Source organism: Gramella sp. AN32 (assembly GCF_023718305.1).
GTDB classification, from domain to species: domain Bacteria; phylum Bacteroidota; class Bacteroidia; order Flavobacteriales; family Flavobacteriaceae; genus Christiangramia; species Christiangramia antarctica.
Genome location: NZ_QEYO01000008.1, coordinates 41,120 through 58,210, shown reverse-complemented (window position 1 = coordinate 58,210; position 17,091 = coordinate 41,120). Strand labels below are relative to the sequence as shown.

Genomic DNA, 17,091 nt, shown 5'->3' with positions numbered 1-17,091 from the left:
GGCGGATGGGCATCTAAAATATATACAAATGAAATATTTATCAAAAATAACGGTATTGGGACTTGCAATTTTTTCGTTGGCCGCCTGTAAGGAAAATCAAAATGATACTGTTAAAATAAAGTCAGAAAATTCTGAAACAGAACATCACGAAGAAGAACATATCAGCCTAACACAATCACAGGCGGAAGATGCCGGGCTTGTCTATGGCACCTTTAGACAGGAGGAAATCAAAGTGCCCATTGAGGTCAACGGTAGCATAGAACTTCCTCCAAATAATATAGCTTCAATTTCTTCATTGTTGGATGGGTTTGTGGTCAAAATCAATTTTTTGGAAGGCGATGTGGTTAAAAAGGGTGAGGCTCTGGTAGAATTGAAAGACCCTGCTTATGTAAAGCTTCAACAGGAATATTTGAGCGTTTATGGTCGCCTGAATTATCTAGAACAAGAATTGGAACGTCAACAGATTTTAAACGATGCTGATGTTGGAGCGAAGAAAAACCTTCAACAGGCACAATCTGAATACTCCGCAAAAAAAGCAGAACTTGCAGCTTTGAAAGAGCAATTGAATTACGTGGGGATTAGTGCCACCGCTATTGAAAACGGCAAGATTCAAAACCGGGTATATCTGCGCGCGCCATTTGGCGGAACGGTTACTTCGGTTTCAGCAAATAACGGGGAGAAGGTACCGTCTGGCCAGGAAATTATGCAGGTCATCAATAGGGAACATATGCACCTGGAGCTTCAACTTTTTCAGAAAGACATTCCGAAGGTAAGAAAGGGTCAAAATGTGATTTTTACAATTCCGGCATTTGAGGATAGTCCTGTGTTTAAAGGAGAAGTTTCCCTGGTAGGTAAAAACCTGAATATGGAATCCAGGACTATCCGGGTACATGCCCACTTTAAAGAAAACGAAATGTTGATACCAGGACTTTACGTGGAAGCAAAGATTATGCAGGATAGCAAAAAGCTTAGGGTATTACCAGCTTCGGCAGTTGTTTCCGATAAGGGTATTTCCTACTTCTTTATTAAAACCAAAAATAAACAAAACAAAATCAGTTTTGAGAAAGTTGCTTTTGAACAGGGCATAAAATCGGCCGAACTTGTTCAAATTAGTAGTTTTGATGAAATAGAAGACACTACCTCGATTGTCCTAAATGGGGCACTAATGCTTAAAGCCGTTATGAACAAAGCTGAAGGTGGGCATCATGATTAAAATAATACGATTTATGACAGAGATAGAGAAAACCTTAGAAAACAATGGAATACGTCCTACGGCAATGCGTATTTTGATTTATAAGTATATGGCCGAAAAGGAAATAGCGGTTGCCTTAACTGATATAGAGAAGACCTTCGCCAAAGCAGAACGTACGACCCTCTACCGAACCCTAAAAACCTTTGAGGAAAAGGGAATCGTTCACCAGATAGATGATGGTACGAACATTTCAAAATTTGCTTTATGCGAACCTGGTTGCAATTGTGAACTTGACCAGGATTTGCATTTACATTTTCATTGCAATCATTGTGATGAAACGGTTTGTTTGACCGCCCATAAAATACCGCATATCAACCTTCCGGATGGATACATTGCAGAGGATGCAAATTTAGTATTAACGGGAATCTGTGAAAAATGTAGCGGACAATAATGCACTTGGCAGTATTGTTTTAAAGAACTTATTATTTTATAAAATAGCCTTAAGGAGGCATAAGCTTTGTAAATTAAGACGTAAGAACTAATATCTTCATAGGCCGTACTTTTAATCATTTGGGTTTCGTCTTTAATTTTTTAGAATTTTACTCATAAAATAAGGCGATATAAAATGACGCATTAACTTATTGCAACTCAGTTTATTAAAAATCATGTGTAACAACAGTTACAATGAAAGGGTTTGAAATCCTATATATTTGAAAACTTCTATGCCGGGAAAAGAATACATAGCGATATTTCTAGTGATGGTTTTTTCAGGAAAACTAATCACTGTGGATACTGATATTCTCAGTTTTATACTTGAAGCTAATCAGGTAGTGCTTCTAAATCCCTTTTGTGAAAAGAAAAGCAATAATATTAAGGAAACGGGTGATCATTTTAAAACCTCCTCTCCGGTTCAAATATTGAAACTGGCCAGGACCTGTTCCAATAATTATCAGCTGATTTCAGGAAAAGAAATCCCTATCGTCTTCCCTTCCGATTATAAGCAATTTGTGTATAAAAAACTTCGAATAAATAATAATTATTCGAGAAAATTATACCCGCCTCCAAAATATTCAATAGCAATATAATTCAAAACTGGTTTTGGATCTGTATGTTATTTCCAGATCAAATTATTAACGATAACTTATTGAATTTAATGAAAGCAAAAATCTCTGTATCCTATAGATCGGTACAGCTATTTCGCATTTTACTCAGCGGAATATTTTTAGTAGCGAGTTTTAACCATATTTTAAACCTGGAGAAGACACTAACGCGGATTGACCAGGCGAGATTTAAAGGAATGGCCTATTTCTTTGGCAATCCGGAGTACCTGGTAATTATATCTGGAGTGGTGATGATGATCGCAGGCTTTTGTCTCCTAATCGGTTATAAAACCAGATGGGCTGCGATAGCCCTGGCAGCAGTTATTATCCCAATAACCTTAACCGTACAGGTTGGACAGATTCACACTTTAGGCCCTCTTTTTAAAAATATAGCAATTTTAGGAGGGCTCCTATTTTTTATATTAAATGATATTCAAACGTTTCAAAAACAAGAACTATGAAAAAACTAATTTTAGGTTTAACTATCCTAGCACTAACATTAACAAATACTCTAAATGCACAAACCTCTAAACAAGAGCATCACTCACATAATTATGTAGTGCTCACAAAAAAGATCCCCCAACTTCAGCCCATTATTTTAACGGCGGAGGCCCTGGCGGAAGAAGATGGAGTGAGTTTTGGTGATTTTCAGACGATTATCTGTGGAAAAACTGTTGAAGACCTCACTGATAAGGAAATGATGAAAAGCTTTATTGAAAAAGCTGAAAAATCCCACGTGAAAATTGTGGTGTGCGGATTCTCTTTAAAAAAATTCAAAGTCAATAAAGAAGATATCCCTGAGGAACTTGAAGTTGTGGACAATGGTATATTACACGATTTTCAACTTCAGAAGAAAGGCTATTTGAGTATAGAACTTTAAATGATTTGATATTTAATTAGTTCAAGTATAAACCATGAGAGCGGAAGTTTTCGTGGTTTATTTTATTTTTACATAAATCCCTGTAATAAATTACTATTTTTGTAATCGGTGCAATTAAAAAACCAAATAAAAGCTTTTTTCTTTCTCGGCATATTCAGTATGCTGTTGCTGCATCAGGTATTTCCACATTTACATCATGATCATGTCAAAACAAATCATGAGATAGCACAAACGGAGCATGGTCATTCCCATGAGCACAAGCACAATAAGAATCATGACGAAAAAGATGGTTTTCTATCACTTTTATTAGCAACACATACCCATCTTGGGAACGCCAGTGAAGTACTTATCGTTGAAAATGCAGTTTCAGATTATCATAAGAAAAAGGAATTTTCTAAAGCCTTAGATAAGTCCTATTCTTTAAAATCTTTATTCACAGCATACCCAGAACCTGAAAAACCATTGGTTTATCAGCCTCCCCAGCTCTATTTTAATCCTAACCTCTCCAACCTTTCCTTACGGGGACCTCCAGCTTTAGGTTAATCTCAGGATGGTTCTGCTATAGTTTTTATAGTCAGGCTTTTCCTCTTTAACTAAGATTAATCTAAAAAATAATTAAATGTATAGAAATATCGTATCCGCTATTTGCGGGTGCCTGCTTACATTCGGTCTTTTTGCACAAAATGCACCGGAAGAAACCTTATTAAAGCAAATTGAGCAAAACGATAAACAGCTCCGGGCCTATCAGTCTTATATAGGAAGCAGGCAACTCATGAATAAAACGGAGAATAATCTGCCAGACCCACAGCTTTCGGCTTTTTATCTGCCTTACGGGGAACATGCTACCGGGGATTATTCAGAATATCAAATTTCGCAACGTTTTGAATTTCCCACGGTTTATACGGCCAGGGGAAAACAAATTGAAAGGCAAAAGGAGCTTCTGGAACTTCAATATTCCCAATTACGGCAGGAAGTTTTGCTTATGGCGAAAAAACAGCTTCTGGAGCTAAATTTCCTGAAACGAAGAAAAGAAGTAGAACATGTTCGTGCCGAACAGGCTAAAAAAGTGTACGATCAGATTCAGAAATTGTTTGATGCGGAACAGCTGGGAATCCTGGAACTGAATAAAGCCAAGGTGGCCTGGCTTCAGGACCAGTTCAAAGTAGAACAACTGGAAACTGAGATGCGCAATGTATTGCTTAGCCTCCAAAAATTGAACGGTGGAAAATCTATTACTGTTGAGGAAATCCATTTTCTTCCCTCACCTGAAATTGCTTCCATGGAAATTATCTGGGAAGAGAAACTAGCCCGTGATGCTGAAGTTAAAATGTTGGAAAGCAGGAAAACAGTGGCACTTCAGCAAGTAAAACTGGAAAAGAACAAAGTCTTGCCAGATCTAAATATTGGCTATAATTATCAGGGGATAAATTCTGAAAATTATTCCGGCTTTCTGGGCGGAATTTCCATTCCGTTATGGAACAGTAAAAACAAGGTAAAGGCTGCCCAGGCCAACTACGATTATGAGCAATCCCATACGGAAGCCATGACCGCAGAATTTTTTACTGAATTCCAAACGCGGTATAACCAGTATGTTCTCCTTCTGAAAAAATTGGAGGAATATCAGGAAACATTAGGAAATCTGAATACGGAAGACCTATTGTACAAAGCCTATAACCTGGGTGAAATTTCTTATATGGAGTATTATCTGGAGCTTCAGTTCTACCGAAGCGCATATAATAATATGCTGGAAATGCAAAAAGAACTTTTCCAGCTAAAAGCAGAATTATTAAAACATCAATTATAAATATTTAAATATGTCCGCTTTTTGTCATATAGTTAGAACGTCACCCTGAATTTATTTCAGGGTCTTATCCTATTATACTGATTCACAATATAATAAGATTCTGAAACAGGTTCAGAATAACGTAGTTTATAAATACGTGATTCTAAACAGACAATCAAATAATTTTTTAAAACATAAAATCATGAATTTCAAACATATAGTATTCGCCAGCCTTCTTTTTTTAAGTTTTTCCTGTCGGGAAACCAAATCTAATGACCACGGCCATGAGCATGGTAACGAAGCCGGGGAACATGCCCATGAAGAAGAAGCTGAACACGGCCACCCGCATGAGGATCATCCTGAACAGGAGGAATTTACCGTGGGGGAAGATTCTCTAGAGCACAAAGAAGAAGCGAGCCATCATACCCATGCCGACGGAAGTGAACATGACGATCATTAAAAAAACAAATATTCTAAAAAAAATTTCGATAATGAATAAAGCATTGTTTTCAAAATTTAGAGAGGGGTATCAATTCCACATCTTTTTTAAAACTAGATGCTTTGATGTTTTCGGGCCTATCGAAAATTTATAGTAAAATTTGAAGTGAAAGCGCCGCCAAATTTTAGGCTGTTTGAGCTTCCTTAATTTTCGTTGTATAATTTATATTATGGCGAGTTCCTAAAATTTAGGCGCCGAACGAAAAATTTAAAGAAAGTTTCGTAAGCCTAGATTTTTTTGGTTCGTTTTTTCATCAATGGAAAAAATGAACAAACATTATTCTGTAATACGAACATTAAAATTAACAATACATAAAATGAGATATTTAATAATATTAATGGTATTGATCATGGCTTCCTGCCAGTCGGGTAGTGAAGAAGATCATGCCCATGATGCGGAAGGGAACCATCTAGCAGGTGAAATCCCAGCATTAAGCCATACGGTCTGGACCGATAAAACAGAACTTTTTGTGGAATTTCCGGCTTTAGTGGAAGGAAATACCAGCAAATTTGCCGCACATTTTACGGTACTGGATAAACATCAACCCGTAAGAAAGGGTTCAGTTACAGTGAGCCTGTTAAAGAAGGGAAAAGGCATCCGTCATACCGTAGAAACGCCTTCATCTCCCGGAATTTTTTCCCCGGCACTGCAACCCAAAGAACCCGGAATTTATGATCTGGTTTTTGAATTAAACACCCCTGATTATGAAGACAGGATTGTGCTTGAAAATGTGCAGGTTTACGCCAATCCTGAAGCCGCAATCAAGGCTCTGGGTGGTGAAGAAGAAGCCGGTGGGATTAGTTTCCTAAAGGAACAGGCCTGGAAAATCGATTTCCAGACCCAGCCGGTCACCCTAGGGGAGGTGTTTGAGATTGTGCATACTTCCGGAATTTGGAAAGCGGCTCCCGGCACTTATAAAGCGCTTGCGGCAAATGCCAACGGAATGGTGGATTTTGATACTGAAAACCTTACCGAAGGCACCCAGGTTAAAAAAGGGCAGTTATTGATGAACCTGAGCAGTGAAGGCCTTTCCTCGAATAATATTCAGGCGGAGATTGCCCAGGCTCGTGCGAGGTATGACCAAGCTAAAGCGGAATATGAGCGGAAAAAGGAATTGTATGAAGACAAAATCGTTCCCAAAGCTGAATTTGAAAAGGTAGAAAGCAATTTTAAGGTTGCCGAATCGAATTATCGAACCCTGGCCTCGGGCTATGGAGCTGGTGGAAAGCAAATACGTGCGCCATTTGATGGTTTTATCAAATCCATCAATACCTCGAATGGTGACTATGTAGAACAGGGAAAAACCTTGATTTCTATAGGAACCGATCGTTCCCGACTGTTGGAGACCCAGATAAGTCCGTCTTATAACCCTTCCATTGAATCTATCCATAATGTATGGTATCAAACCGATAGCGGTAATTGGGAAGGGATAAAAGAATCTGGTGGCTCGGTAATTTCGGTAGGAAAAGAGGTTGAAAACCAAAAACCGATGATTCCTGTGTACGTACAGGTTACTGAAGTTGTAGAGATGCCTGAAGGCAGTTTTACCGAAGTACAAATCGCCCTGGGTGAAGCTAAAGAAAGCATTTTAGTACCGGAAGCCGCATTATTGGAAGATTACGGAAATTATTCAGTAATTGTTCAAGCAGGTGGGGAAAGTTTTGAAAGAAGACCAATTAAAATTGGAAAACGAAATGGTAAGAATGTGGAAGTTGTTGAAGGTTTAAAACCCGGAGAAGTTGTGGTAACTACTGGTGCGTACCAGGTTAAAATGTCATCGATGTCCGGACAAACTCCGGCACATGGGCATGACCATTAGACAATTTTGAATGTTGAATTTTTAATTATGAAGGAAGTAAAAGAAAATTTAGTTCGGGTGAAGGCCTTTGATTTTGCATTCCTGATTATTGAGTTAAAATTGATATTTCAGTGGTACTTGAAAAATCAGAAGAACTTATCCGGATTTTGACCTCCATAATTAAGACTTCCCAAAATGGATTGGAATAACATTCAAAATTTGACATTCAAAATTCAGCATTAATAATTCAAAATTTAAAAAAACGTGTTAAATAAAATATTATCAATATCACTCCATAACAGGCTTTTGGTACTGTTAGCGGCGGTAGTGCTTAGTGTTATGGGGTTTTATCTCGCACGGAGCATGAACGTGGATGTATTTCCAGACCTCACCGCACCAACGGTAACCATCCTTACGGAAGCCCACGGTATGGAATCTGAAGAAGTTGAAAAACTGGTCACCTACCAGCTGGAGACTGCGATGAACGGTTCTCCAAATGTAAGAAGGATCCGATCCTCATCGGCTGCCGGAATATCCATTGTGTGGGTTGAATTTGAATGGGGCACTGATATTTACAAGGCCCGGCAAATTGTGAGCGAACGAATCCCCATAGTTAGGGAAAACCTGCCCAGCGGAATAGGATCTCCAACAATGGCCCCAATCTCATCAATAATGGGCGAAGTCATGCTGCTGGGGGTAACTTCAGATAGCCTGAATCCAATGGAGCTAAGAACATTATCTGACTGGCAAATTCGTCCGCGGATCAAAGCAATTGGTGGGATTGCCAACGTAGTTGTGATTGGTGGGGATTATAAGCAATACCAGGTTTTTGCCGATCCCGGCAAGATGAAATATTACGATGTTAGCCTCAAGGAACTCACGGAAAAAGTGCAGGAAGCCAATACCAATGCTCCGGGCGGATTTTTAAATCAGCACGGCAATCAATATATCATTAAAGGGAACGGAAGGGCTTATGCCGTAGAAGATCTCGAAGAGGCCGTAGTCAAGCAGGTTAACGGCCAAAGTATCAAAATAAAAGATGTTGCCAGTGTAAAAATTGGCGCTGCCGATAAAATAGGGGATGGTTCTTTAAATGGGAAACCGGCCGTGATCTTAACGATCTCCAAACAGCCTGATGTAAATACTTTAGAACTCACTGAAAGGCTGGATGAAGCCATCGCCGAACTGGAAACCAGTTTACCTGAAAGTGTGGAGATCAAAAGTCAAATTTTTAGGCAGGCCGATTTTATTGACGCCTCTATTAGCAACCTAAATATGACCCTGCTGGAAGGCGCTTTTTTTGTGATGGTAGTCCTCTTTATTTTTCTTATGAACTGGCGAACTACCCTGATTTCTTTACTGGCAATCCCTATCTCGCTGTTAGTTTCAATAATTGTTCTGAAACTTTTGGGTTACACGATCAATACGATGAGCCTGGGAGGAATGGCCATCGCTATTGGGGCTTTGGTGGATGATGCAATTATAGATGTGGAAAATGTTTATAAACGCCTTCGGGAAAACATTAGAAAACCAAAAGAAGAGCGTTTGCCAGTTTTAACGGTAGTAAAGGACGCTTCGGTGGAAATTAGAAGTTCCATTATCATTGCCACCCTGATCATAATCGTCTCTTTTGTTCCCCTGTTTTTCTTAAGCGGAATGGAAGGCAGGTTGCTAAAACCGCTGGGAATTGCTTTTGTGACATCGGTGCTTACTTCCCTGATTGTTGCAGTAACGGTAACCCCGGTGTTGTGTTCTTATCTTCTTCGGAATAAAAAAATGCTGAAGAAAAAATCGGAAGGCACCAGGGTGGAACGTTGGCTTCAAAAAGCTTATTCCGATGTATTAAACCGGGCAATGCGTATTCCGAAGACGGTGATTGGCATCACCGTGGTCGCATTCCTCTTAAGTATTATTGTGTTTACCCAATTAGGTCGAAGTTTCCTTCCTGAATTTAATGAAGGTTCCCTGGTAATAAGTGTGGTAGGGCCTCCGGGAATGTCTTTGGAAGAAAGCAATAAAACTGGCCGGCAGGTGGAAGAATTGTTGATGGAAATGCCCGAAGTTGAAGTGGTCACCCGGAGGACTGGCCGGGCAGAACTGGACGAACATGCCCAGGGAGTGAATGCTGCCGAAATTGACGTTCCTTTTATTTTGGAAGATAAATCGAAAGAGGAATTTTTTGAAGAAGTAAGAAGAAAACTGAGTATTGTTCCCGGGGTGAATATCACTTTGGGCCAGCCTATTGCGCACCGGATAGATCATATGCTTTCAGGGACACGGGCCAATATCGCCATTAAAATTTTTGGTCCGGACCTTCAGCAGTTATACGAAACCGGAAAAGCGATTGAAGAAAGTATCAAGCCTATCGAAGGCCTGGCCGATGTAGCAGTTGATCAACAAATTGAAGTTCCGCAGTTAAAGATAACCCCGAAACGCCAAATCTTATCTGCCTACGGAATGACGGTTGGCGATTTGATGGGACAGGTAGATGTCGCTTTTGCCGGGGAAGAAGTAGGTGAGATCTATGAAGGCCAGAAGTATTTTGACCTGGTGGTGCGCTATGGTGAAGGTTTCCGGAACACTATAGAAAATATAAAGTCTGCACTTATAGGTTTGCCCAATGGCAGCCAGGTTGCTTTAACAAGACTGGCGACAGTTTCATCGGTTAGTAGTCCGAATACCATTAGCCGCGAAGATGTACAACGCAAAATTGTAGTTGCTGCGAACGTACAGGGACGGGATTTGCGCAGTGCCGTGGAAGAAATTAAGGAAACGGTAAGTAATTCGGTGAATATTCCCGAAGGATACCGGGTGCAGTATGGCGGGCAATTTGAAAGTGAATCGAAAGCCTCACAATTATTGCTTATTACCGCAATAATTGCCATTTTCGTGATCTTTTTGCTGCTCTATTTTGAGTTTAAGAATGTTAAATTAGCATTCGTAGTGCTTATTAACCTTCCGCTGGCTTTAATTGGGGGAATCCTAATCGTTTACTTTACTTCAGGAATAGTGAGCATTGCTGCGACCATTGGCTTTATTAGCCTTTTCGGGATCGCGACCCGTAACGGAATTTTATTGGTGTCCAGATATGAAGACCTTCGCAAGGAAGGGATGAGAGGTTTTGAACTTATAAGGACAGGTGCATTGGACAGGCTTAACCCTATTTTGATGACGGCATTTACCACAGGCCTGGCACTTATTCCTTTAGCATTAAAAGGAGGGGAGCCGGGAAGTGAAATTCAAAGTCCCATGGCGGTAGTGATCCTTGGTGGATTACTGTCGGCTACTATTTTGAATTTGATTGTAATTCCGTGTGTTTATGAATTGGTTACGAAAGAGTGATATAGGATCATTATAATTGAAGGTAAGGGTGCATTCAAATTTTGGAACCGCAATTTTATCTTGTTTATAGTTCTTCCAGTAGATAAACTTTTTTACAAAGAGGTAGGAGGTGATATACAATTAAATAAACGTTTGTGGTATTGAAACAGCTTATTGGTAAGGCTTTGGGGATTAGCGTTCCTGCTTTAATAAAAAAAACCGCCCAATTTTATACCAGGAATAAATGGGTAGTTTTCTGAAAAAATCGGCCTATAAATTACGCAACCTTTTCCCCATTTTCGCATCTGATTATATATATGATTTAGCATTTGAAATTATGAAAAGAGCTCTTGTTATTTTGATATCGATCCTTATTTTAGGATGTAGTGAAGAAGATAATAGTGATATCCGGCAATATGATCTGCAAGTTGATGAAAATGCAACTTTAAAAGTGAGTGAATGCTTGGATATTAAAGAAACCGCTTTTGAACTTTGCCTCGATTTTGTTGAGGATTCAAGATGCCCTACCGGGGTAGTTTGTATTTGGGAAGGTGATGCAGTTGTTGGATTAAGTTTAAAATCTGCAACAGTTGAAAAAGATTTCCTATTGCATACCAATGAAAATTTTCCACAAGATACTTTAATAGATGGCCTGAAAATAGTTCTATTAAATGTTTCGCCATATCCGGAAACTCCGGAAAATATTATGCAGGATGATTATTCCGTAGCTCTGAGTATTTCCGGACGGTAAACATTTAAATTTTCTCTTATTGTTTAATTGGCTATTCAATTCTGAAGGATTTTTATAGCCAATTTCTTTTCAGCATTAGAAAAGGAAACCTGAGAAATGATATCATTAATTCTTTTTAGAAATAAAATAAACCAGATTATCAATTTGTTTCTATTTTAGTTATTTGATTAGGGCAATTAGTCTTTCCGGTAAATATGTTCTTTTCACTTTTCAAAAAATAATTAACTTCACTCCGCTTAAACAGCTCGCTTAATTTCTATTTAAAAAATTAAGTGCTGATAGTAGCCAGTCCTATGCATAAGCCAATATTGTTTTTATTCCTTCTTCTGAATCGATTATAGCAAAGTTCAGTAGAAGATTAAATGATAAAAAATATAATCTGAAGTGTTTGTTTGAATTCTGGAAATTAGGAGAGAACCATTTTATAAAAACAGACGCCTCTTTTATTAAAAATTTAAAAACTGAAGCTTAATTCCAATTAATAACTAATTTTTTTATTTCTATTTTAAACTTAAATTTTGACCGAAGCCAACAATATTTCTTCTCGGGAGAATAAAGAACTGCTAATTGATATTTGGACTAAACCAAAAGAAGTATTTCAATATCTTTTAAAAACCGATCCCCGAAAAAATATCCTGCTTCTTTTTTATCTCGCTGGGATTGTGAATTATCTGGATCGTGCAGTACAAAAAGATGCTGGGGATAGCCAGTCGTTAACCTCCATACTTCTTCTGTCACTTTTGGGAGGAATTGCAGGAATTATTGGTTATTATCTGTATTCCTATGCTTTAAGTGTTACCGGGAACTGGTTGGGTGGTAAAGCGGGATCTGAACGACATAGAACCATTCTCGCCTGTTCGATGATTCCCCAAATCGCCACACTAATTCTTTTAGTACCCGAATTGATCATTTTTGGTAGTGATTGGTTTAGCAGCTCGACAGATCAAACAAATGTCGCCCTCATGATCGTATTTTTTATCTTTGGCGGGATTCATCTAGTCCTTAGTATTTGGTCATTTGTTTTGCTGGTTATTGGGGTTAAATTAATCCAAAATTTTAGTACTTTAAGAGCTATTGGAAACCTTCTTTTGCCGGTTATGGTCATTGTGGGAATAGTTTTAATCATTTTTTTATTTACGCAAATTATATGAAACTAGAAGATATTAATAAGCCATCAATTTTTGCAGAATTAGAAAGAAAAGGGAAGGAGATTGGTTTTAATATGCCATCAGATCTTTACATAGGAAGTTTATTAAAAAACCTGATAACTTCTAAGCCCAATTCAAATTTTTTAGAACTGGGAACGGGGATCGGTCTTTCCCTTTCCTGGATGCTTTCCGGGATGGATTCAGGATCCAGGATGGTTTCCGTAGATAATGATCCTAAACTTATTGAAATTGCAAATTCCTTCTTCGGAAATGATCAAAGGCTCGAACTTATTTGTGCTAATGGAGAAGAATGGATCGTTCAGAATGATTTAAAATTTGATTTGATCTTCGCTGATGCCTGGCCCGGAAAATATAGTCTGTTAGATGAAACCCTGGCAATGCTGAATCCCGGTGGCTTCTACATGATCGATGATATGAAAGAACAGCCCAACTGGCCTGATGGCCATGCCGAAAAAGCGAATTCTCTTATAGAAATCCTTGATTCCCGAACAGATCTCGTCTTCACCAAATTAAACTGGTCTACCGGTGTGATTATTGGAACAAAGCTTTTATAAATCATTCTTCACTAATAAAAATATCTTCTATTTTTAGATTAAAGAGTTTAGAAAATTTAAATGCTAGAGGTAAACTGGGATCAAATTTGCCTTTTTCAATGGCGTTAATGGTTTGCCGTGAAACCCCTGTTTCCTTAGCAAGTTGTGCCTGGGTCCAGTTGTTTTCTGAACGTAAATCTTTAAGCCTGTTTTTCATCGATATCTGGCATTTCCAATTATAACAGCGCCTAAATAGGTTAAGCTAATAAGAATGACCAGATAAGAAATATCCGCATCAAAAGAAATCACGTTGGTACTATCCAGCATTGCAAGACTTAAGCCGCCTACTAAAGCGGTGCCAAGGGCAATTCCCATAGCGTCCAACATTATCTTTCGTTGTAATTCATCGATAGACATTAGGTATTTAATATTAGCTCTTATCATTCCCAATCCAATAATCGTAGAGAATAAAATTGCTATCGCTGATATAGCTGTGTTTTCATCCCAGATAAATTTCGAACCAAAAGTTACCAGGGCAATACTCAAGGTCCAGAGACCAGTCCAAATAGCGAGACTTTTTGTTTTTGATCGTGTTTTCATTTTGAATCTTATTTATAATGTAAAGTTTATTTGACAAATATAAGTATTATTTTAAATGTAAAGCAAACTTTACAAATATTATTAATCTTTTCTGACTTTACTATTTTATAGTAAAATTTACTAATAGTTAAATTTTGTATTTTCAGATGTTTACATCTTGTGAAGTCTACGTGATTGTGGAAATTATTCCTTAAATTTCTATGAATTTTTATCACTATGGCAAATTTTAAAATAAATGTAAACGGAGAGCAAAAAGAATTGGACGTTGATCCAACAACTCCAATGCTCTGGATCTTAAGGGACCACCTAAATTTAGTAGGTACAAAATATGGTTGTGGAATCGCTCAATGTGGTGCCTGCACCGTTCATTTGGGAAGTACAGCAGTAAGATCCTGCCAGCTTCCTATATCTTCTATAGGAGATCAAAAGATCACCACTATCGAGGGTCTTTCAGAAGAGGGGGATCATCCTATACAGCAGGCCTGGTTGGAGCATGATGTTCCACAATGTGGATATTGCCAGGCAGGACAGATCATGAGTGCTTCAGCTTTGTTGAAAAAAAATCCAAATCCCAGTGATGATCAGATAGACAGGGCTATGAATGGTAATATTTGCCGCTGCGGAACCTATGTTAGAATTAAGGAAGCAATCAAAACTGCCGGAAAAAATAGTCCAGTTGCTTAACTTTTCAGAAGAAAAAACCTTCTGCATTTCAATTCAAAACCTTATAAAATGAAGATCATTAAAACAAAGATAGGAAGACGTTCATTTATTAAAACTTCCGCATTAGCCAGTGGTGGGCTGGTAGTAGGATTTAGCTGGCTGGCTTCATGTAATATGAGCAAAGAAGAAGTGGAGAACCTGCCCAAAGAGTGGTTTGAGATCAACGGATTTCTAAAAATTGCTGATAATGGGATGGTGACGATCATGTCCCCAAATCCTGAAATTGGTCAGAATGTTAAAACGTCCATGCCTATGCTCGTTGCTGAAGAACTGGATGTGGACTGGAATGATGTGATCGTAGAACAGGCACCTTTAAATATTGATATTTTTACACGTCAGCTTGCCGGGGGAAGTCAGTCCATAAGACAGGGTTGGGAATCCTTAAGAATGGCAGGGGCAACTGCCAGGTGTATGTTATTGGAGGCGACAGCCCAGGAATGGGAAGTCCCTATTGGGGAATTAAGCACCAACGAAGGCAAAATTATACATGCGGGTTCAAACCGTTCTATGGGGTATGGTGAAATTGCATCTGCCGCAGCTAAAATTGAAGCTCCGGAAGAAGTTGTATTAAAAGATCCGAAGGATTTTAAAATTATAGGCACCTCCAGGAAAAATGTAGATGGAAAAAAAATAGTAACTGGAAAGCCGCTTTTTGGATTGGATTATAAAGAAAAAGGGATGATATATGCCATGATGGTACACCCGCCTGCTTTTGGAATGAAATTAAAATCTATAGATGCTTCCGAAGTTAAAGAAATGCCGGGAATACGGGACGTTTTTGAAATTGAAACCTATCCGGAAGATTTTGAAAAGAGTTGGGTTGATGTAAACGCATTTAGCAAGCTGGCGGTGATTACCGGTGATTCTACCTGGGAAGTGATGCAGGCCAAGAAAAAATTAAAAGTAGAATGGGAATTGTCCAAACATATCACAGAGCAACAAATAATTCTGGATAAAACTCCTGATCTTAGTTCTACAGGTGGCCTGGAATCTACCAAAATCCATAAATCGTTGATGGAGCAAATTGGTTCAGATCGGGCAAAAGTAGTGCGTAAAGATGGTGATCCTGAAAAAGCTTTTAAAAATGCGGCAAGGATCGTAGAGAGAAGTTATTCCTGCCCTTTTTTGGCCCATAACACTATGGAACCCATGAATTTCTTTGCAAATGTTAGTGATAACAAGGCTTTGCTGGTAGGGCCTGTACAAACTCCAGAATATATGGAACAAAGTGTTTCCAAAAGACTGGGAATTCCACTTGAAAATGTAGATATCCAAATGACCCGGATGGGCGGTGGTTTTGGGCGCCGGCTTTATGGCCACTTCCTTGTAGAGGCAGCGCTTATTTCTCAAAAAGTGGGTGCTCCGGTTAAATTGGTTTACACCCGGGAAGATGATATGACTCAGGGAACCTACCGTCCCGCATATTATGCCACTTATAAAGCAGCTTTAGATGCCAATAATAATCTTACAGGCTTTCATGTAATTGCCGGAGGTATTCCTGAAAGTCCGCTTGCGGCCAATCGTTTCCCTGCCGGGGCATTGGAAAATTATTTAGCTGAAGAATGGACGATAGATTCCCATGTTAGCGTAGGGGCATTTAGAGCACCGCGCTCTAATTTTATTGCTGGTGCCGAGCAATCCTTCTTAGATGAATTAGCTGAAGAATTAGGTAAAGATCCTATAGAATTTAGATTAGAATTGCTGAAAAAAGCTCAAGAGAATCCTGTAGGTGAAAATAACGATTATGAAGCGGATAGATATGCCGGTGTTTTAGAACTGGTCAGGGAAAAATCTAACTGGGTTAAAAATGATTCCGGGGCGCATAGGGGAGTGGCTGCCTATTTTTGCCATAATTCGTATGTAGCACAGGTTTTGGAAATGACCATGAAAAATAATCAGCCGGTGATTGAAAAAGTGCATTGTGCAATTGACTGTGGAATTGTTGTAAATCCAGATGCCGCAACAAATCTTGCCCAGGGAGGAATTGTAGATGGAGTTGGACACGCGTTGTACAGCGAATTAACTTTAAAAGAAGGAGTTCCAGATCAAACCAATTTTGATAAATATCGATTAATAAGGCATGGTGAAGCTCCAAAATCTATCGAGGTTTATTTTGTAGAAAATAAAATTGATCCTACCGGTCTTGGGGAGCCGCCATTCCCACCAATTATGGGAGCTCTGGCAAACGCATTATATAAGGCCACCGGGGAAAGACATTATCATCAACCCTATATGACCTCAAAACAAATTTTAGGTTAATAACAAATTGTTTAATTAAATAAAACTATAAAAAAGACCCTTTTTACTACTCATCAATTACGTGAGCGACATTAAAAAACAACCAAATGAAAAGTAAAAAAGATTACTGGTCGAAAAAGGAGCTTCAAATTTATATTCTCCTTCTATGTGCAAATGTTGATTCCGAAGAAACCGAAGAGGAATTGAACATGATTAAAAGCCGTTTCAAAGAAAAGAAATTCGAGAAAATTTATGGGGAATTTCGAGATGATTCTGAAGAGGAGAGCCTGGAAAAAATCCAGGACTCCATTGCGGTACTTAAATTTTCTCAAAGGGAAATTAATCAGTTAAAAAGTGAGATGCAGCAAATTTTCTTTAGCGACAGGATTTATAAATTGATGGAGCGTAACATGGAGCGTATCCTTGATAATATTATTTATTAGGATATTTTAAGTCCCGGTTTATTGAATAAAAAGTCAGCAAAATAGCTGGCTTTTTTTGTCT

General features: G+C 38.6%; 18 protein-coding genes. 16 read left to right on the top strand and 2 right to left on the bottom strand.

The window, feature by feature from the left end; all coding sequences use genetic code 11:
- Positions 1–28: 28 nt before the first annotated feature.
- The 13 genes from DHD80_RS10660 to DHD80_RS10600 all read left to right on the top strand — a co-directional run bounded on the left by DHD80_RS10660 (position 29) and on the right by DHD80_RS10600 (position 13,047).
- Complete coding sequence (locus DHD80_RS10660; RefSeq protein WP_251741158.1) at positions 29–1,213, top strand: efflux RND transporter periplasmic adaptor subunit; 1,185 nt, start codon at positions 29–31, stop codon at positions 1,211–1,213.
- A 13-nt stretch (positions 1,214–1,226) separates the two neighbouring features.
- A complete protein-coding gene (locus tag DHD80_RS10655; protein ID WP_251741157.1) occupies positions 1,227–1,643 on the top strand; it encodes a transcriptional repressor in 417 nt (138 codons plus the stop codon).
- Between the two features lie 259 nt (positions 1,644–1,902).
- Entirely contained in the window at positions 1,903–2,277 is a 375-nt protein-coding gene (locus DHD80_RS10650; protein WP_251741156.1) for a hypothetical protein, read from the top strand.
- A gap of 68 nt (positions 2,278–2,345) precedes the next feature.
- Positions 2,346–2,753 carry a DoxX family membrane protein gene (locus DHD80_RS10645; RefSeq protein WP_251741155.1) on the top strand — a complete coding sequence of 136 codons (408 nt, stop codon included), beginning with the start codon at positions 2,346–2,348 and terminating at the stop codon, positions 2,751–2,753.
- Positions 2,750–3,172, top strand: a complete 423-nt coding sequence (locus DHD80_RS10640) for a DsrE family protein (protein ID WP_251741154.1) — start codon at positions 2,750–2,752, stop codon at positions 3,170–3,172. Before DHD80_RS10645 ends, DHD80_RS10640 begins: the two co-directional genes overlap by 4 nt.
- Positions 3,173–3,331: 159 nt before the next feature.
- Positions 3,332–3,715: a hypothetical protein gene (locus tag DHD80_RS10635; protein ID WP_251741153.1), complete on the top strand. Its 384-nt coding sequence runs from the start codon at positions 3,332–3,334 to the stop codon at positions 3,713–3,715.
- A 76-nt stretch (positions 3,716–3,791) separates the two neighbouring features.
- Complete coding sequence (locus DHD80_RS10630) at positions 3,792–4,976, top strand: TolC family protein (RefSeq protein WP_251741152.1); 1,185 nt, start codon at positions 3,792–3,794, stop codon at positions 4,974–4,976.
- A 181-nt stretch (positions 4,977–5,157) separates the two neighbouring features.
- Positions 5,158–5,415 carry a hypothetical protein gene (locus DHD80_RS10625; RefSeq protein WP_251741151.1) on the top strand — a complete coding sequence of 86 codons (258 nt, stop codon included), beginning with the start codon at positions 5,158–5,160 and terminating at the stop codon, positions 5,413–5,415.
- Positions 5,416–5,770: 355 nt separating this feature from the next.
- Positions 5,771–7,273, top strand: coding sequence for an efflux RND transporter periplasmic adaptor subunit (locus DHD80_RS10620; RefSeq protein ID WP_251741150.1), 1,503 nt, complete (start codon positions 5,771–5,773; stop codon positions 7,271–7,273).
- Between the two features lie 243 nt (positions 7,274–7,516).
- A complete protein-coding gene (locus DHD80_RS10615; protein ID WP_251741149.1) occupies positions 7,517–10,594 on the top strand; it encodes an efflux RND transporter permease subunit in 3,078 nt (1,025 codons plus the stop codon).
- A gap of 316 nt (positions 10,595–10,910) precedes the next feature.
- Entirely contained in the window at positions 10,911–11,324 is a 414-nt protein-coding gene (locus DHD80_RS10610; RefSeq protein ID WP_251741148.1) for a hypothetical protein, read from the top strand.
- 518 nt (positions 11,325–11,842) lie between these two features.
- Positions 11,843–12,475 carry a Yip1 family protein gene (locus DHD80_RS10605; RefSeq protein WP_251741147.1) on the top strand — a complete coding sequence of 211 codons (633 nt, stop codon included), beginning with the start codon at positions 11,843–11,845 and terminating at the stop codon, positions 12,473–12,475.
- Complete coding sequence (locus tag DHD80_RS10600) at positions 12,472–13,047, top strand: class I SAM-dependent methyltransferase (RefSeq protein ID WP_251741146.1); 576 nt, start codon at positions 12,472–12,474, stop codon at positions 13,045–13,047. The genes DHD80_RS10605 and DHD80_RS10600 overlap by 4 nt, the downstream gene beginning before the upstream one ends.
- 1 nt (position 13,048) lies before the next feature.
- Here DHD80_RS10600 and DHD80_RS10595 read toward each other — a convergent pair whose 3' ends face one another.
- Both DHD80_RS10595 and DHD80_RS10590 read right to left on the bottom strand, forming a co-directional pair.
- Positions 13,049–13,243, bottom strand: a complete 195-nt coding sequence (locus DHD80_RS10595; protein WP_251741145.1) for a helix-turn-helix transcriptional regulator — start codon at positions 13,241–13,243, stop codon at positions 13,049–13,051.
- Positions 13,240–13,626 carry a hypothetical protein gene (locus DHD80_RS10590; RefSeq protein WP_251741144.1) on the bottom strand — a complete coding sequence of 129 codons (387 nt, stop codon included), beginning with the start codon at positions 13,624–13,626 and terminating at the stop codon, positions 13,240–13,242. The genes DHD80_RS10595 and DHD80_RS10590 overlap by 4 nt, the downstream gene beginning before the upstream one ends.
- Before the next feature lie 216 nt (positions 13,627–13,842).
- Between DHD80_RS10590 and DHD80_RS10585 the strand changes: the two genes are divergently transcribed.
- From DHD80_RS10585 to DHD80_RS10575, 3 genes are all read left to right on the top strand, one after another.
- A complete protein-coding gene (locus tag DHD80_RS10585; protein WP_251741143.1) occupies positions 13,843–14,310 on the top strand; it encodes a (2Fe-2S)-binding protein in 468 nt (155 codons plus the stop codon).
- 48 nt (positions 14,311–14,358) lie between these two features.
- Positions 14,359–16,608, top strand: a complete 2,250-nt coding sequence (locus tag DHD80_RS10580; RefSeq protein WP_251741142.1) for a molybdopterin cofactor-binding domain-containing protein — start codon at positions 14,359–14,361, stop codon at positions 16,606–16,608.
- An 86-nt stretch (positions 16,609–16,694) separates the two neighbouring features.
- On the top strand, positions 16,695–17,030 hold the full coding sequence (locus DHD80_RS10575) for a hypothetical protein (RefSeq protein ID WP_251741141.1): 336 nt from the start codon (positions 16,695–16,697) through the stop codon (positions 17,028–17,030).
- Positions 17,031–17,091 lie beyond the last annotated feature (61 nt).

Excerpts from the sequence above, each read along its gene's own strand:
- DHD80_RS10660 (WP_251741158.1), top strand. The coding sequence starts at position 29 with ATGAAATATTTATCAAAAATAACGGTATTGGGACTTGCAATTTTTTCG.
- DHD80_RS10655 (WP_251741157.1), top strand. The coding sequence starts at position 1,227 with ATGACAGAGATAGAGAAAACCTTAGAAAACAATGGAATACGTCCTACG.
- DHD80_RS10645 (WP_251741155.1), top strand. The coding sequence starts at position 2,346 with ATGAAAGCAAAAATCTCTGTATCCTATAGATCGGTACAGCTATTTCGC.
- DHD80_RS10640 (WP_251741154.1), top strand. The coding sequence starts at position 2,750 with ATGAAAAAACTAATTTTAGGTTTAACTATCCTAGCACTAACATTAACA.
- DHD80_RS10635 (WP_251741153.1), top strand. The coding sequence starts at position 3,332 with ATGCTGTTGCTGCATCAGGTATTTCCACATTTACATCATGATCATGTC.
- DHD80_RS10630 (WP_251741152.1), top strand. The coding sequence starts at position 3,792 with ATGTATAGAAATATCGTATCCGCTATTTGCGGGTGCCTGCTTACATTC.
- DHD80_RS10625 (WP_251741151.1), top strand. The coding sequence starts at position 5,158 with ATGAATTTCAAACATATAGTATTCGCCAGCCTTCTTTTTTTAAGTTTT.
- DHD80_RS10620 (WP_251741150.1), top strand. The coding sequence starts at position 5,771 with ATGAGATATTTAATAATATTAATGGTATTGATCATGGCTTCCTGCCAG.
- DHD80_RS10610 (WP_251741148.1), top strand. The coding sequence starts at position 10,911 with ATGAAAAGAGCTCTTGTTATTTTGATATCGATCCTTATTTTAGGATGT.
- DHD80_RS10600 (WP_251741146.1), top strand. The coding sequence starts at position 12,472 with ATGAAACTAGAAGATATTAATAAGCCATCAATTTTTGCAGAATTAGAA.
- DHD80_RS10595 (WP_251741145.1), bottom strand. The coding sequence starts at position 13,243 with ATGAAAAACAGGCTTAAAGATTTACGTTCAGAAAACAACTGGACCCAG.
- DHD80_RS10590 (WP_251741144.1), bottom strand. The coding sequence starts at position 13,626 with ATGAAAACACGATCAAAAACAAAAAGTCTCGCTATTTGGACTGGTCTC.
- DHD80_RS10585 (WP_251741143.1), top strand. The coding sequence starts at position 13,843 with ATGGCAAATTTTAAAATAAATGTAAACGGAGAGCAAAAAGAATTGGAC.
- DHD80_RS10580 (WP_251741142.1), top strand. The coding sequence starts at position 14,359 with ATGAAGATCATTAAAACAAAGATAGGAAGACGTTCATTTATTAAAACT.
- DHD80_RS10575 (WP_251741141.1), top strand. The coding sequence starts at position 16,695 with ATGAAAAGTAAAAAAGATTACTGGTCGAAAAAGGAGCTTCAAATTTAT.